Source organism: Leptothoe sp. ISB3NOV94-8A, assembly GCF_043421595.1.
Classification (GTDB): domain Bacteria; phylum Cyanobacteriota; class Cyanobacteriia; order Phormidesmidales; family Phormidesmidaceae; genus Leptothoe; species Leptothoe turfae.
Map to the genome: position 1 here is coordinate 2,262,819 of NZ_JAXSQW010000001.1, position 14,182 is coordinate 2,277,000.

Sequence of the window (14,182 nt, forward strand, 5' to 3'; positions counted from 1 at the left end):
ATCTGGTTTGTATCTGTATCTATCTAGAAATCATAAAAATAAAATTGACATTGAATTGCCGTTTGGTTGAACCTAACAGTTTTTAGATAAATAAACCAAGTCTATCTAGAAAAAAATAGTTGGAATCGTGACTTAAACAATTAAGTTCATGGTCGCTTTTACGTTACCATTCACAGATTTTGACAGATGTCAGCTCAATTTAAGGATATTCTGTCTGATCAAATATTTTGAACCTTGTTCCCCATGATGTGACGCACTTTAAAGATAGTTGGGGCAATTCCTAAGGAAATATTTACTATTTTTTGTTCATGATCAGTTGGAACAGTTTAGAGCGGATAGTCAGTTGTACGAACACTACCCATGGGGTGTATCAGGGGCCAAGCGGTCCTGACTCATTTGGGTTTAATATGGGCAAGTTGCTTTGAAGGAGGGGAGCCCTGTGGCTGTCAAACGCAATCGCTGGCTGATTGGCGGTATTTTATTCCTAGCTGTTGCTGCACTGTTAGCGGTCTCACTTGGACCCTTAATTCAGGCGGCATTTAATCAGAATCCTGGCTATGACAACAGTGTACCCACGGCCACGGAGACCGATCGTCGGGCCGAGTTAGAAGGTCGGGCCAACGGTTATGAATTAGTTTTGGAACGTGAACCGGATAACCAGGCGGCCCTTGAGGGACTGGTGGAAGCCCGCATTACTCTGGGGGATTTGGCGGGTGCGGCTGAGCCATTAGCTCGCCTGGCAGAATTGAATCCCCAAGAGCCGCGATATTCCGTCTTGTTAGCCCAGACTAAGCAACAGCTCAATGATTTAGAAGGGGCTGCCCAAACCTACCGCAGTGTATTGACCTCCACACCTGGCAATATGGAGGCACTACAGGGTCTGGTTGCTTTACTGGTGCAGCAGGAACGCCCCCAGGCAGCGATTGGTTTGCTGCAGGACACTCTGAAAACAGCTGAGCAGTCTAATCAGATTCAGCCCGGCACCATTGATGTGATTGCGGTCAAATTGCTTCTAGGTCAGATTTATGCTGACCAGTCCCGGTTTGAAGATGCGATCGCAACCTACGATACGGCTATCCAGGATGCTCAAACAGTCAGCGGCACACCAGACTTTCGCCCCATACTTGCCAAAGGTCTTATTCTCAGGGAGATGGGCAACGAAGATGAAGCCCAGCCTCTATTTGAATCGGCGCTGTCCCTAGCCCCGGTTCAGTTTAAAGACCGGATCCAGCAGCTGATTAATCAACCCCCTGTTAGTGAGGCCATCGAAAATCCCCCTAGCGAAGATGTTCCTAGCCTAAATGAGGCCCCAGCTAACCAACCTGCTGAAGCCCCTCCTGAAACTGTTACACCTGAACCGGCTGAAGCCCCTGAAGCGGTTGAATCAGACGCCAATTAGCGCTTTTTGTTAAGCCGCTAATTAGGACGCCGTTTGACTGGACATTGGCTGGTTACTAAAAGCACGGTTTTGGTTGCCCTCTGATGCGATCGCATCCATTTCACTGAATTCGATATGGTTGATCAGAGTGGTGACAAAGGCAAATAGCAAAAATGGCAATGATAGGACCAGGATCAACCCAACACAAACCAGAGCATAAATAGGACGACTAGACCCCATGAGAGCCAGGGCAGTTGCCAAACTCAAAAACAGCACAATGAGCCAGACAATGATCTGGCCATAGATATCACCAAAGGTCAACGTGCAAACAAACCGGTACTTAGAGGCGTTGTTCATATTGCCAATACTCATACTCATCGAATCTATTCAGGATATCTGGCGAGTTAACTAACTTCACTATTTCTCAATACAGCTTCAAGAATTACCCGCATCTGCCCATCGCTAATGGACTATCGTTATCTGATTTTTTATAAGCCCTACGATGTCCTGAGTCAGTTCACAAATACCGATAGCCGCCACACTACACTCAAATCCTTTATTTCAGTACCGGATGTCTACCCTGTAGGTCGGCTTGACCGGGATAGTGAAGGCCTCCTATTGCTCACCGATGATGGCAAGCTACAGCATCGTCTGTGTCATCCCCGTTTCCACCATCCCCGGACCTATTTGGCCCAGGTAGAACGGATTCCTGATCCTGATAGTTTGCAGCAGTTGCGCCAGGGAGTGACCATTCGCGACTATAAAACTCGACCAGCGGCAGTGACCTTGTTGACAACGCAACCCGCACTGCCTCCACGCACACCCCCGATTCGATTCCGTCAGCATATTCCAACCGCCTGGCTACAGCTCACCCTATATGAAGGTAAAAATCGTCAGGTACGACGGATGACAGCTGCCATTGGTTTTCCGACGTTACGACTGATACGTGTGAGCATTGGTGAGCTGCATCTGGGTCAGCTACACCCCGGACAATGGCGTCACCTCACACCCCATGAACAGCGACAATTAGGGAAGTTAACAAAAGGTTGTGACCAGCCTGATTCCATGCAGATCAGGCGTTCCCGTTCGCACCGTCGCCGCCGTCGCCGCTGATTTGGTTGCGTTTATACCAACATCTGCCATGCTTATCGGCTATGCTGAACTGTATTTAACTGATAAGACTTCCCATACTAATGATTTTAAGCGCTAAGACTATTTTTAACTTTGGGAATAGTAAATTACAGTGACGTTTAACTGCGTTGCTGAGGGTAAATCTCAACTTATGTGTCAGATTTGCTTGACCACGTCCAACTAAGAATGTTGTATTTTTCCTGGGAAAACCCTAAAGTTCTGGATATGGACAAGGGTTATCTACCAGCAGCCTACGGCTCGATTCATCCCTAAAATCAGGAACGCTTTCATTTTAATAATCTGCGGTAACTGTCAACGGACGTTTTCTATCCACTGATGATCATTTGCCCATACTGCCAATTTAATAACCCTACCGAGCACAAGTTTTGCCAGTCATGTGGATCGCCATTGCAGCAATGGAGGGCCTTTATCTTTCCAGGCAAGTCTTCCATCGCTCTGGCTGTTAGTGAAATCCAGGCTCCTGAGGGTATTCAGCCCGGTGAAGACACCGATATCTGGGAACAGGTAACCGCTAATACATTAACGCCCATTGATCCAGTGACCTTGGGCACTCGCGACGCCAATGACTGGTTAGGGCCTCAGCAGCGCTATCAGTTAATTGAGGCACTACAGCTAAATGTTGACAGCGAAAAACCGTTAGAAGTTCAGGTAACCGATACAAAGCCCAATGATGTTGCGTCTTCCCTGGTAGAGCAACGGCATCAGTTTTCACTGACTGAGTTGAGACATACCAGTGAGAAAAAGCTATTTCCCTTGAGTGCCTATCCCTATTTAGCCCTGCACAGTCGCTTTTTCCCATCAATTCCCGAACTACAGGAGGCTTGGGTTGAAAGTGACCATAGCGTTTTAATTGTTGAAGATCGTCGACATTTGCCAGATTTACTGACTATTTGGAAGCAGGAAACCTTGGATCCGTTACAGCAGGTCCACAGCTTCTACGTCATGGTTGAACTGTGGGAGGCAATGTCGGTCTTTAAAGGTCAGGGCAGTTTGCTGAATATCAGCAATCTATGTATGGATGAAGACCAGATTGTGTGTTTGCGCTACATTGAGCCTGGCCCCTATCGTAATGACTATCGACTGGCGGATATGGGGCTGCTTTGGCAGTCGCTGCTCCAATCCAATGGTCAGTCGTTACCTGATTTGATTAACCTTGCGGCCCAGGTCATCGAAGGGCAGTTTGATGACATTGAAGGACTCAAAGAAGCGCTGATTGCGATTGCAGATAAATATCAATTAGGTACAGATATCTCAACCGCTATTTCTGAAACTCCTTCAGAGACAAACGTCTTAGCAGATTTGGATATTCCTGGCCTAGAAGGTCTAGATATTAACGAAGATGCCAGTATGGACAGCATCGATTCACCGACAATGGTGCTGCCAATGAAGCTGACTGGGCTAGAGGATGCTGGACAGTCCCATGTGGGTCAACAGCGAGATCACAACGAGGACAACTATTTTATTCAGTCTGCCCTCAGCCGTCAGGAAACCCTGTCTAGCCAGACGTTGGATGCCAAATGCGCCTACATTCTTTGTGATGGCATGGGGGGACACTCCGGCGGTGAAGTGGCCAGCCAGCTAGCGGTTGATAACCTGCGTGAGTATCTTGATGGCCATTGGCAGTCTGATTTACCCAATGAAGCAGAATTGCGCAATGCCATTGGCCAGACCAACCAGGTGATTTACGAGAAAAATCAATCTGAGGAACGTACAGGGAGTGCTCGCATGGGGACTACCCTGGTCATGTTACTGGTCAAAGGCACCCAGGCCGTGGCTGCCCATGTGGGCGATAGTCGCCTCTATCGCTATACCAAACGTCTTGGGTTACAACAAATTACTGTTGACCACGAAGTGGGACAGCGCGAAATCAAGCGCGGTGTAGAACCGGCCATTGCCTATGCTAGACCGGATGCGTATCAGCTGACCCAGGCCCTAGGTCCCTGTGGTGAAGATGTGCTAGATCCCAGTTTTAACTATCTGAATCTAACTGAAGACACGTTGCTGTTGCTGTGTTCCGATGGTTTAAGTGACGACAGACTATTAGAGACCCACTGCTCCACACATATTGAGCCAATTCTGAGGGGCCATAAAGGGATTGAAGAAGGTGTGGCGGATTTGATTGAACTCGCCAATGAGCAAAATGGCCATGACAATATCACAGCCTTGGTGGTGAAACTTAAGGTGAAACCCGATCTCTCCAAACTCCAATCAGTTTAGGGATTTTTATGGATTACCTTCATAGAGGCGTTCCATGGAACACCTCTACAAAAAAATGCATCCCACAAAACCTATGACAAATAGGTGTATCGGCTCAAGCTCTCTTCGTAGTTTTGTAATAATAATTGGGCCTCTGGTAGGGTGATTTGTTTTTCCCTCAGAGAGATTTCCGAACGGAGTCGAATTTGTTCCACCAGATCTTCAGAGTCGTACTGTACATAGCTTAAGACCTCCTTCATGGTATCTCCTTTGACCACGTGTTCGATGGTGTAGCCCTGGGGGGTTAGATCGATATGAACCATATTGGTATCCCCAAAGAGGTTATGGAGATTGCCCATGATCTCTTGGTACGCGCCAGTGAGAAACATCCCCAAGTAATAGGGGTTCCCTGCTTGGAGATCGTGGAGTTCTAAAACCGATTTGACATCATGTAAATCAATAAACCGATCAATCTTGCCATCACTGTCGCAGGTCAAATCCGCCAGAGTCGCCCGACAGGTAGGCTCTTCATCCAGACGATGGATGGGCATGATGGGGAAAAGCTGGTCGATTGCCCAGGTATCCGGTGCTGATTGAAAGACAGATAAATTGATGTAGTAGATGGAGGCCATCATCTTTTCTAGATCCGCTAAATCATCGGGAATGTAGCTTTCCTGACGAAGTACCTGAATGATTTTTTGACAACAGGCCCAAAAGAGATTCTCCACCCTTGCCCGCTCAGTTAAGCTCAGGTAGCCAAAGTTAAAGAGACTGACAGCTTCTCCTTTAAACTGTTCAGCATCATGAAAAACCTCTTGATAGTTTTTTGAGTTGATACTTTGGTAGGCCTCATAGAACTCTTTGAGAATGGCATGATCCTCAGATGTTGGCTGGAATGGCTCCTGGGGACGTACTTCACTGCTGCCCAGCACATCAAATACCAACACCGATTGGTGGGAGGCAATGGCTCGACCACTTTCACTGATCAAGATGGGAACAGGCAGATTCTTGGAAGAGCAGGCTTCTTTAACTTCAGCAACAACATCGTTAGCATAGTTTTGAATGCTGTAGTTTTTAGAGGCTGGGACATTGGTTTTAGATCCGTTATAGTCGACACCGAGACCACCACCGACATCCAAATACTGCATATTGGCCCCAAGATTAGCCAATTCTACATAGATTTGGCAAGCTTCTCGAAGAGCGTCTTTGATAATGCTAATGGATGAGGTTTGGGACCCAATGTGAAAATGGAGGAGCTGTAAACATGGCAGCATATCCGCTGTCCGCAGTTGCTCAACCACGGTCAAAATCTCGGGAATAGTCAGACCAAACTTGGCACGATCTCCCGCTGAACCGCCCCAGCGTCCCATACCCTTTGTACAGAGCTTGGCCCGCACCCCCAACCGAGGGCGAATGGATAGCTGCTGACTCACCTCGATCACCAAGGGCAGCTCATTGAGTTGTTCTAGAACGATTATAGGAGTTTGCCCTAGCTTTTGACCCAACATGGCTGTCTCAAGATAGGCGCGATCTTTATATCCGTTGCAAACTAGCAAAGCTCCTGGTGTTTTGAGGGTGGCCAGGGCAATCATTAGTTCAGGTTTAGATCCAGCCTCTAAACCAAATTGATAGGGCTCACCAAACTTCACCAAATCTTCAACTAAATGGCGCTGTTGATTACACTTGACCGGAAAAACACCTCGATAACAACCATCGTAGCCATACTTAGTAATAGCTTTGGCAAAACAAGAATTGAGTCGTTCGATACGATCTTCAAGAATGTCAGAGAAACGAACAAGAATCGGCAGTGATAAATTGCGAGCCTGTAGGGCTTCAATCAGACTGTGTAGATCAAGAGAACCACCTCGCTCCCCCTGGGGAGCGACGATCACATGACCTGCAGAATTAATGGAAAAGTAGGGCTCTCCCCAGCCATTAATACGATAAAGTTCTTCACTGTCTTCGATGGTCCATGGCACGCCCCCTGAAGAGAGTTTTGTTTCAGATGAGACACAAGGATCAGCAGACACATTTGTTGGCTGTTGATTGATTGAAACTGGAGCTGAACTCATCAAAGTGTTTCCTTTAACAAAGATGTAATGATAGTTTAAATTTATCCCTACCCTATCTGTTCGCAATTAGACAGTCTGCATAATTTAGAAGTCTGCATAATTTAGACATTGCGACGAGATAGTTCTACGTAGATATACTCGGTTGATCCACTGGAATTAGGCATATTTGTACAAAGGAATATATTCGGTTTATGAAGACACGCACAGCCCCGATACCGGTTGGCCCTGTTCTGGGCGTTGACTCGATAATTTTACTGGTGGCAGCTATTGCTGCATTTATCTTTAGTCAAGCCGTCCATTTAGCGTTGTCATCGGAATCTATCAATCAAACGCTACAGGCTCCTCCTAGATTTTTGGTGGTGCTATCCAGCTTGAGCATTCCTGTCTTTTTTATGGCAATGGATGGCATCAATGCAGCGGGTAATCGATTAAAGCTACCGTTTGCGGGTAGCCGTAAACGGGCACAGCAGATTTATGCCCGCCGCATTCACCTGAGTCTATTGGCTTTATATTTTAATGCGATTTTAGTGGCCCTCTGCTGGTCAGCGTCGGCAATGCCGGTTATGTCTAAGGTTTATTTGGCAGCTGTATTTGCGATCGCAATTTATGCCCTGGGGCAAAGCATTCCATCCACCAAACTGAGTTTCACACTATCAGGGATTCTTTTTGTCATTGTTTTGCTGGCTACCCAAACCTTTATCATTACTAAGACCCAGGCTGAAGCTGAGCAGGCTGGTCAAGAGCTGAGACAGCGTTTAGGTGGAGATGAACCTACAGCTGACGATCAGTAAGTAGCCTGGCGCATCTAAGGCGTTCTAAGATAGCTCCACAACTGCCTGATTGTTAGCCAGAACTTCTTCGGTTAGCATGTCCTCGACAGTGACTCGCAGCAGTCGGTCCTGATCCACAGTGAAACTCAGGCGTACCCGATCTTCCCCTGGCCTCCCAGGAGGATTAAGGTTAGCAATATTGGGGGCTTTATCGTTTAACGGTTGGGCTACGGTTTGCCCCGCCTTTGTCTGGCGCGTAATCAGACGGTTGCCCTCAAAATAGACTTCGGTGCTCCCCTGTTCGCGCCCGAGTTCACCAATAATCAGTTCAATACTTGGCTGTTTTTCATTGGCAGCCCCCAACACCAATTCCACTGGTTGGGCCATGGGATAAGGCTGACCTTGAGGAATAATCGGGTGCCAACCATGGCAGTTATTGCGCCGATCCCAAAAGCGAATACCATAACCGTGATAAAGAAAGTCCGTCAGCTTTACCTGCTGTAGCTGGAGTGCGCCGGCAGAAACAGCGGTAAACGGCTTGTCACCACACACCTTGGTGCCATTAAATCGATTTTTTGCCCAGGTTTGAATCGCTGGAATTTGAGTGGTGCCCCCCACCAGCAACACCGCGTTAATGTCGTCTAGTCCTATGCCCTGTCGACGCCCCTGCTGCAATACCTGATCAACTCGGGCATTAAGACGCTCAAAAAAATCCCGCTTCTGCAGCACCTGTTCAAGCTGCTCCCGTTCTAGGGTGAGATCATAGCTCTCAAATGTTTCATCATCAAAATAGCTTTCGTTGGCCTTGAGGGCATTAGATAGCTGAATCTTGAGTTGTTCTGCCAGGCGTAGGGTCAGGGGTGAAAGGGGAATTCCATACTGCTCGGACAAATGCTGGGCCACCCACTGATCAATATCGGCTCCCCCCAGATTTTCCCCTGCTTTAGCTAATACTTTAGCGGTTGACACCTGCTGGGCAGACTTGCCCATGGCCTTTTGACCCCATTTGAGAATATATCCCAACGCTTGGGAACGACCGCCGCTTAGCTGCACAATGGCCAAATCTAAGGTGCCGCCACCAAAATCGAGCACCAATACGATTTCATTGTCGGTCAGACCATAGCCTAAAGCCGCCGCCGTGGGTTCATCAATCATGCGGACGCGATTGATATCCCAGCTTTGACACAGGGTGCCTAACCAATTGCGGTAGGTCTCAAAACTGTCTACAGGAACTGTTAGAACCACCTCATCAAGGCTCTCTTCCTGCTGCTTGAGCTGGTCAATTACCTGGGTTAAAAACCAGTCTCCCACTTGTTCAAATGAGAGATTACGACCATCCAAGTCTGGCATAAAGCCTTGAATGGAGGTGCCGATACCCCGCTTAAAGTTTTTAAAACAGCGTTCCGAGCGTTCTAGACCGCGATCGCGAATAGGTTGACCAATCAGCACCTGATCCAGCTGTGCATCCTCAACGTAGAGCAAACTAGGCACTAACGCTGGACCCGATGCACGCTGAGCAATGGCATCTAAGGTGAGAACTTCGGAGGAGAGAGTCGCGGCATTCCACCGGCATAGCACCGTGTTGCTGGTGCCAAAGTCAATTGCTAATACCATCAGATTCCATTTCTAGCTTGCGATCGCAAGTCCAAACGCCCCACCAATAAATAATCCCAACAAACAAACGCTCAGGAGCGCCAGGCTACAGCGGATCCGCCCCATTCCTGCTAGTAGTCGATCGCCCACATGGGCAATTAGCAAACTACACACAGCGGTTAGCACCAAAACCCCTAAATTCACAAAGAACAGCGTCATCCCCATGGGCCCGAAGCGAATATCGTCAATATTGTTGGTGCCACCAAACCCGACTGCCACCGCCAGGGCCACCACCGATAGGGCAGTTCCCAAGCAGGTTAAAGAGCGGCATACTATGATACGAAATCCCTTTAGGGACGATAGCGCTTCCGGCCCAGCTAGAGCTAATGTCTGTATGAATGTTCCGCCAAAGGCCAATGGCCACACCCAGAAGGGGGGTGAAAAGACCGATAAAAAGATCCCCACCACCGTATGCAGGGCTGTAACTAAAGCAATTGACGGCCAAGGGGGAGTCGTAGAAGGTTGAACTCTGCCCCTGCGCCTAGGCCTCTTAAACGGAAAATTCTGATTATTTAGCGGTTGTTTACTCATTGAAACCAAAAACGATATGCCGCGCTGGTATTGATACTATAGCGAGGTGCACATAGTTCACAACTTTGGTGATCGCTGAAAGCCCCATATGCTAACAGCTATGTTCGGCACAACCCGCTAAATGCCGTCCACCGCCTGTCAGCTCAATCCACCAGGCCAAACTCCTGCATCGCTGGGATAAAATTTCGATTCTCATGGCTGGGGCGACTGAGCTTAATCAAAGCAAATCGCTGGGCCGGCGTTAACGTCCCCCAATCATCATTGGAAATCTTTAAATTATGGGTCGCAGCCTTGGTCTGCACCTGCTCAGGCACCATTAACCCTAGCCAGGGTGGATTGATCGCCACGTCTATTTCCTTGGCTGGTTGACCGGTGTAGTCAGTTACCAGCCCTTGCAAATGCTGCCGATAAGTCAGAATATTTGCTGGCGTATCACAGGGCATGGTTACCAAGATTTGGCGTTCAGCCTGAGTAAATTGGTGCCAATGATTGAGTTTAAGCTTCACACCGCAGGTATCTAATTTCAACCGCACAATCATTGGAATACATCGCAGGGAATCAATAAATTCCTGCTCAAACTGAAAACCTTTAGATCCCATATAGTTACCTCACTTAATTTGCTCACTATTAACGGTTTTGAATAATCTAATCTGTTGCCAATCAGTCACTCAGTTAATAGAAGGCATCATCACCTAAATTGAAATGCACCATGCAATCAAGCCAAAAATCATTTCAAAGTATTGCTTTTTGTAACAATCAATCGTGACGGTAGATCCCGTCCGAGGCTTTCCTTGACGGCTCTAGAAAGTTGCGCGACACTAATCCATATAACTGGCGCAGGCACTCCCTATTTCAATACTCTGTATTAACTTTTTGTATGGAGTTTTAACTACTTTTTAGTTATTGTTTGTCTACGTTCGCCCTTTTTTTAGTGTGGCGATCGACCTAAGAGGTAAATCCCTTTGGAAACACTGGAATTTGTTATCTATCCTGATGGCCGAGTTAAAGAGCTTGTGACCGGTATTATCGGTCGCTCTTGCGCTGAAGTGACTGCTGCTGTCGAGGCTCAGTTAGGCCAGGTTTTATCCCAGGAGAACACGTCTGAGTTCTATGCCCAGGACAATCAATTAACGTCTGAACAGACTGATTCCCAGGCGAACTACAGCAGCTGGTAAGGACATTAGCTTTATTACTGCTGAATCGGCCCAATGGCCCTATTGTCAACTTCTTAAAAACGCAAGGTTTACGATGTCGCACTTTAGCCAGATTAAAACCAAAATCCGTAATCTACCTGCTTTGCAAGCTGCTTTAACCGATATAGGCACCGACTGGAAAGCGGGTCCGCAAAAAGTACGTGGCTATCAGGGAAAGACTGAAACTGCTGAAGTAGTCATTGAGCAGGAAAATGGCTATGACCTTGGTTTTAAGCACAATGCTGATACTGGAGATTATGAGCTGGTAGCTGATATGCAGTATTGGCAACAGTCTCTATCTGTAGATGGCTTTTTGAATAAAGTTACCCAGCGCTATGCGTATCACACCGTGCTGGGTGAAACGTCCCGTCAAGGTTTCCAGGTAGCTGAGCAACAGACTACTAAGGATGGAGCCATCCGTCTAGTTCTACAGCGCTGGGCTCAAAACTAGTCTATACGGTAATCGCTGACCAGATTAGGAGGACGACGTTGAGAGTTCCAACGTCGTCCTTGTTGCTTTAGGGCATATCCCATGCAATTGGAGTAATCATCATGACTTTGCAAAACGAACCTCCTAATGATGAACGTTCGGGGTTAGAGCCTGAACTCGGTGGATTACTTAGGGATACAGGCAATCGCAGTGGCCTAGAGCCTGAATTAGGGGGAAGTTTTCGTCAGAAGGGTGTCTACGTCGATGAGACGACATGCATTGGGTGTACCAACTGTGTGCACGTGGCCCGCAACACCTTTTACCTGGAGCCTTTGCATGGTCGGGCACGGGCAGTGCGGCAGGATGGAGATAGCGAAGAGCTGATTCAGGAGGCCATCGATACCTGTCCCGTGGACTGTATTCATTGGGTTGACTATACAAAGCTACAAAAGCTGGAAGAAGAACGACGCCATCAAGTAATTCCTGTGACGGGCTTTCCGGTTAATCAAGGTTTAATTCAACGCAAGAACCGCGTAGCGAAGAAAACTAAACCACCAAAGTCTTCGTCAGATTGAGGGTAGTTTCTATAGTGTCTGCTAACGTTCTTGAACGATCGGTTGGTCCGCGCCTGTGTAGATCAGCTCCAACTGTAGTAAGCGTCCAGGCGTTAGGTGAATGACATCTGTAGGAATGTTGAGGATTGGCGCGTTTGGGCTGATGGGTTCTAGGTTAAGGATGGTACCATCGGCAGCAATTTGGATGTGATACGTCAGTGGGTAGGTGGCATCTGCTGGCTTATAGGGGGCTAGTTGGGTTGCGATCGCACTCAATAGTTCCTCGCCATCGGCTACGTTAGCAGCATGGTCGGTAGAGGGTTGCGATCGTCGTTCTATCCTGCTGGCAGCACTGAAATCAGCACTACCTAAACTTTCTTGCTCTTCAACTGTTAGAGGCGTCTCAGTAGCAGGACTTGTTTCCGCTGGCGCAGGCTGTGATGACGGAGCCGGAGCATCTTTGATGATCGCCTCAGGAATGGTGTCAAACTCAGGGGAGGCTGGCCCGGGTGCTTGAGTAACGCCAGTCGGGGGGGCGGCTTCACTCACATCAGCGCTTGGTTCTGGGGATTCTGCCGGCAGTCGAGTCACCCTGACAGATTCCAGCTCTTCTGAGTTGAGTGGTTGCTGCACCAGCTCCTGGCTTTCCTGCGCGTTAATGTCTTCGGAGCTTTCTACACTATCAGCGGCGGCACGTTCTTCTTGTGCGGGTGCTGTTAAGGGTGGAGAGTTACCTTCAGGTATGGCATTTGCCCCAGATGTGCTCTCTTCCACCGCATCGTCAAACACAGCTTCAGGGGCCTGGGTAGTGGCCACTTCGTTAAAGGCAGCCGGTCTGTAGTGAAGATAGGCCGTTGTGACACCAACAGCTACCAAGAGAGAAGCCGCTGCTGACCCTGTCCACCACTGGCGACGACGACGTGGTTGGCGACGTTGGGCAACCGCTACGGGCAAAATAACCTGGCGTTGTCCACAGGCATTGAGCACTTCTGCTAAATCAAACAGCTGTAGTGTGCTGAATGCTAAATCCTTATCCAGCAGCTTGATGCTATGGGTTTGTTGGGGCCAAGCTTGCTGACTCAGGTGAGTTTGTACATAGGTTTCAACCGCATTACTGAGGGTCATCAGCTGCAGTTGGTTGCCCACGGCCAATTGATGTCGCTCTGGCTGTTCTGACCAGAGACTAAAGCGTAGCTGACGCACCACTGGCCGATCGCTCCATTGGGATAGCGATGAAGCATGGGCCATCACCTCCAACGTGTAGTTGCCAGACTGATAGCGCTGGGTATCAATGGGTAAAACCGAGGACATGAACAGACTGAGCGCTACCGTTCTAGCTTACTAGCCTAACCCCATAGCGACCAGGATGGTTACCGTTAGAGAAACGGATCCACCCCCCTGGAGTTTGTTTGAACCATATCCAAGGGAGCCGGTATTTAATCGTCTTTATCTTTAGCTTCGTAAGGAGGAATGATCACCCGATAGTTGGCATCATACACATCCTCATCCTCATCTGATTGTGGTTCACCAGCTTCAGGTGTCCCCGACGATTCGTCAGGGGAATCATCGCCATATAGCCAGCCATCTTCATAGGTCCGTGGCGATGGCTGATCGTCGGCTCCATCTGAACTGTAGTAGCTACCGCCATCATCCCAGCCAATGTCTGGGTCTGATTTCTGCCTGGATACGTATCGTGACGATGCCTCGTAATCATCGTCACCCCAGCCGGATTCAATATCTCGGACGGTATCGCCAACCATATCCCGACCCATAGTATCCCGACCCATAGTATCCCCTACAGAGGTTCTCGATTGGGGAGCCGCACCAGAGGCTTGCTGTTGTCCCCAATCGTCCCACTGTTCTGGAGCTCTAAAATTTTCCCAATCATTATCATAGGGATTTTGGCGCTCAGGTTTTCGAGGTGAAGACTGAAAGCGGCTGGCTGATCCGCTGCGATACCGTTCATTGGGGGGATCATCTGCAAATCGCGTGGGGTCATGGCCAGGGGGGGGATCGCTCAATCGTTGACCGATGGGTCGATAAGCCCGTTTTTGAGGAACTAGCTGATAGATCAATAATGTGCAGGCCGTTCCCGTTGCGATCGCACCTAGTAACCAAACCGAGAATGGCAAAGCCCCCACTGATGTCCCTAAAATCACTAGCCCCAATACAGGACTGAGATTTTGTACAACCAATATCACCAGAACTGCCACTATCAGTAGCAACGCCATCAGCTGAACCATCACCGTCCTC

General features: G+C 48.5%; 14 protein-coding genes. 7 read left to right on the forward strand and 7 right to left on the reverse strand.

Going from position 1 to position 14,182, the window contains the following annotated elements:
- Positions 1 to 439: 439 nt before the first annotated feature.
- On the forward strand, positions 440 to 1,399 hold the full coding sequence (locus SPB21_RS09810) for a tetratricopeptide repeat protein (RefSeq protein ID WP_163697306.1): 960 nt from the start codon (positions 440 to 442) through the stop codon (positions 1,397 to 1,399).
- A gap of 21 nt (positions 1,400 to 1,420) precedes the next feature.
- On the opposite strand, the gene SPB21_RS09815 is transcribed toward SPB21_RS09810, so the two are convergent.
- Complete coding sequence (locus SPB21_RS09815) at positions 1,421 to 1,735, reverse strand: hypothetical protein (protein ID WP_163703425.1); 315 nt, start codon at positions 1,733 to 1,735, stop codon at positions 1,421 to 1,423.
- Between the two features lie 108 nt (positions 1,736 to 1,843).
- On the opposite strand from SPB21_RS09815, the gene SPB21_RS09820 reads away from it, so the two are divergent.
- A complete protein-coding gene (locus SPB21_RS09820) occupies positions 1,844 to 2,491 on the forward strand; it encodes a pseudouridine synthase (protein WP_163697308.1) in 648 nt (215 codons plus the stop codon).
- A 354-nt stretch (positions 2,492 to 2,845) separates the two neighbouring features.
- Positions 2,846 to 4,747 (forward strand): serine/threonine phosphatase, encoded by a 1,902-nt coding sequence (locus SPB21_RS09825; RefSeq protein ID WP_163664132.1) that lies wholly within the window; start codon positions 2,846 to 2,848, stop codon positions 4,745 to 4,747.
- Between the two features lie 71 nt (positions 4,748 to 4,818).
- On the opposite strand, the gene speA is transcribed toward SPB21_RS09825, so the two are convergent.
- The gene (speA, locus tag SPB21_RS09830; protein WP_499866437.1) at positions 4,819 to 6,798 is read right to left on the reverse strand and encodes a biosynthetic arginine decarboxylase; all 1,980 of its coding nucleotides are present in this window, start codon (positions 6,796 to 6,798) and stop codon (positions 4,819 to 4,821) included.
- Between the two features lie 191 nt (positions 6,799 to 6,989).
- Between speA and SPB21_RS09835 the strand changes: the two genes are divergently transcribed.
- The gene (locus tag SPB21_RS09835) at positions 6,990 to 7,589 is read left to right on the forward strand and encodes a hypothetical protein (RefSeq protein WP_163664136.1); all 600 of its coding nucleotides are present in this window, start codon (positions 6,990 to 6,992) and stop codon (positions 7,587 to 7,589) included.
- Between the two features lie 24 nt (positions 7,590 to 7,613).
- Here the strand turns inward: SPB21_RS09835 and SPB21_RS09840 are convergent, their stop codons facing one another.
- The 3 genes from SPB21_RS09840 to SPB21_RS09850 form a co-directional block, all read right to left on the reverse strand.
- Positions 7,614 to 9,182, reverse strand: a complete 1,569-nt coding sequence (locus SPB21_RS09840) for an Hsp70 family protein (RefSeq protein WP_163697312.1) — start codon at positions 9,180 to 9,182, stop codon at positions 7,614 to 7,616.
- A gap of 12 nt (positions 9,183 to 9,194) precedes the next feature.
- Positions 9,195 to 9,752 (reverse strand): hypothetical protein, encoded by a 558-nt coding sequence (locus tag SPB21_RS09845; protein ID WP_163664140.1) that lies wholly within the window; start codon positions 9,750 to 9,752, stop codon positions 9,195 to 9,197.
- Positions 9,753 to 9,895: 143 nt separating this feature from the next.
- Entirely contained in the window at positions 9,896 to 10,351 is a 456-nt protein-coding gene (locus SPB21_RS09850; RefSeq protein ID WP_163699617.1) for a nitrate reductase associated protein, read from the reverse strand.
- Between the two features lie 363 nt (positions 10,352 to 10,714).
- Between SPB21_RS09850 and SPB21_RS09855 the strand changes: the two genes are divergently transcribed.
- The 3 genes from SPB21_RS09855 (at position 10,715) to SPB21_RS09865 (ending at position 11,950) form a co-directional block, all read left to right on the forward strand.
- A complete protein-coding gene (locus SPB21_RS09855; protein WP_006514055.1) occupies positions 10,715 to 10,927 on the forward strand; it encodes a DUF2997 domain-containing protein in 213 nt (70 codons plus the stop codon).
- A 73-nt stretch (positions 10,928 to 11,000) separates the two neighbouring features.
- The gene (locus tag SPB21_RS09860; RefSeq protein WP_163664144.1) at positions 11,001 to 11,396 is read left to right on the forward strand and encodes a DUF1257 domain-containing protein; all 396 of its coding nucleotides are present in this window, start codon (positions 11,001 to 11,003) and stop codon (positions 11,394 to 11,396) included.
- A gap of 101 nt (positions 11,397 to 11,497) precedes the next feature.
- Positions 11,498 to 11,950 (forward strand): ferredoxin, encoded by a 453-nt coding sequence (locus SPB21_RS09865; RefSeq protein ID WP_163664146.1) that lies wholly within the window; start codon positions 11,498 to 11,500, stop codon positions 11,948 to 11,950.
- A gap of 21 nt (positions 11,951 to 11,971) precedes the next feature.
- Here the strand turns inward: SPB21_RS09865 and SPB21_RS09870 are convergent, their stop codons facing one another.
- Together SPB21_RS09870 and SPB21_RS09875 are read right to left on the reverse strand one after the other, a co-directional pair.
- Complete coding sequence (locus SPB21_RS09870; RefSeq protein WP_499866438.1) at positions 11,972 to 13,240, reverse strand: DUF4335 domain-containing protein; 1,269 nt, start codon at positions 13,238 to 13,240, stop codon at positions 11,972 to 11,974.
- Between the two features lie 125 nt (positions 13,241 to 13,365).
- Positions 13,366 to 14,172, reverse strand: a complete 807-nt coding sequence (locus tag SPB21_RS09875) for a hypothetical protein (RefSeq protein ID WP_499866439.1) — start codon at positions 14,170 to 14,172, stop codon at positions 13,366 to 13,368.
- Positions 14,173 to 14,182 lie beyond the last annotated feature (10 nt).

Coding starts and splice junctions, on each gene's coding strand:
- SPB21_RS09815 (WP_163703425.1), bottom strand. CDS start 1,735: ATGAACAACGCCTCTAAGTACCGGTTTGTTTGCACGTTGACCTTTGGT.
- SPB21_RS09820 (WP_163697308.1), top strand. CDS start 1,844: ATGGACTATCGTTATCTGATTTTTTATAAGCCCTACGATGTCCTGAGT.
- SPB21_RS09825 (WP_163664132.1), top strand. CDS start 2,846: ATGATCATTTGCCCATACTGCCAATTTAATAACCCTACCGAGCACAAG.
- speA (WP_499866437.1), bottom strand. CDS start 6,798: ATGAGTTCAGCTCCAGTTTCAATCAATCAACAGCCAACAAATGTGTCT.
- SPB21_RS09835 (WP_163664136.1), top strand. CDS start 6,990: ATGAAGACACGCACAGCCCCGATACCGGTTGGCCCTGTTCTGGGCGTT.
- SPB21_RS09840 (WP_163697312.1), bottom strand. CDS start 9,182: ATGGTATTAGCAATTGACTTTGGCACCAGCAACACGGTGCTATGCCGG.
- SPB21_RS09845 (WP_163664140.1), bottom strand. CDS start 9,752: ATGAGTAAACAACCGCTAAATAATCAGAATTTTCCGTTTAAGAGGCCT.
- SPB21_RS09850 (WP_163699617.1), bottom strand. CDS start 10,351: ATGGGATCTAAAGGTTTTCAGTTTGAGCAGGAATTTATTGATTCCCTG.
- SPB21_RS09860 (WP_163664144.1), top strand. CDS start 11,001: ATGTCGCACTTTAGCCAGATTAAAACCAAAATCCGTAATCTACCTGCT.
- SPB21_RS09865 (WP_163664146.1), top strand. CDS start 11,498: ATGACTTTGCAAAACGAACCTCCTAATGATGAACGTTCGGGGTTAGAG.
- SPB21_RS09870 (WP_499866438.1), bottom strand. CDS start 13,240: ATGTCCTCGGTTTTACCCATTGATACCCAGCGCTATCAGTCTGGCAAC.
- SPB21_RS09875 (WP_499866439.1), bottom strand. CDS start 14,172: ATGGTTCAGCTGATGGCGTTGCTACTGATAGTGGCAGTTCTGGTGATA.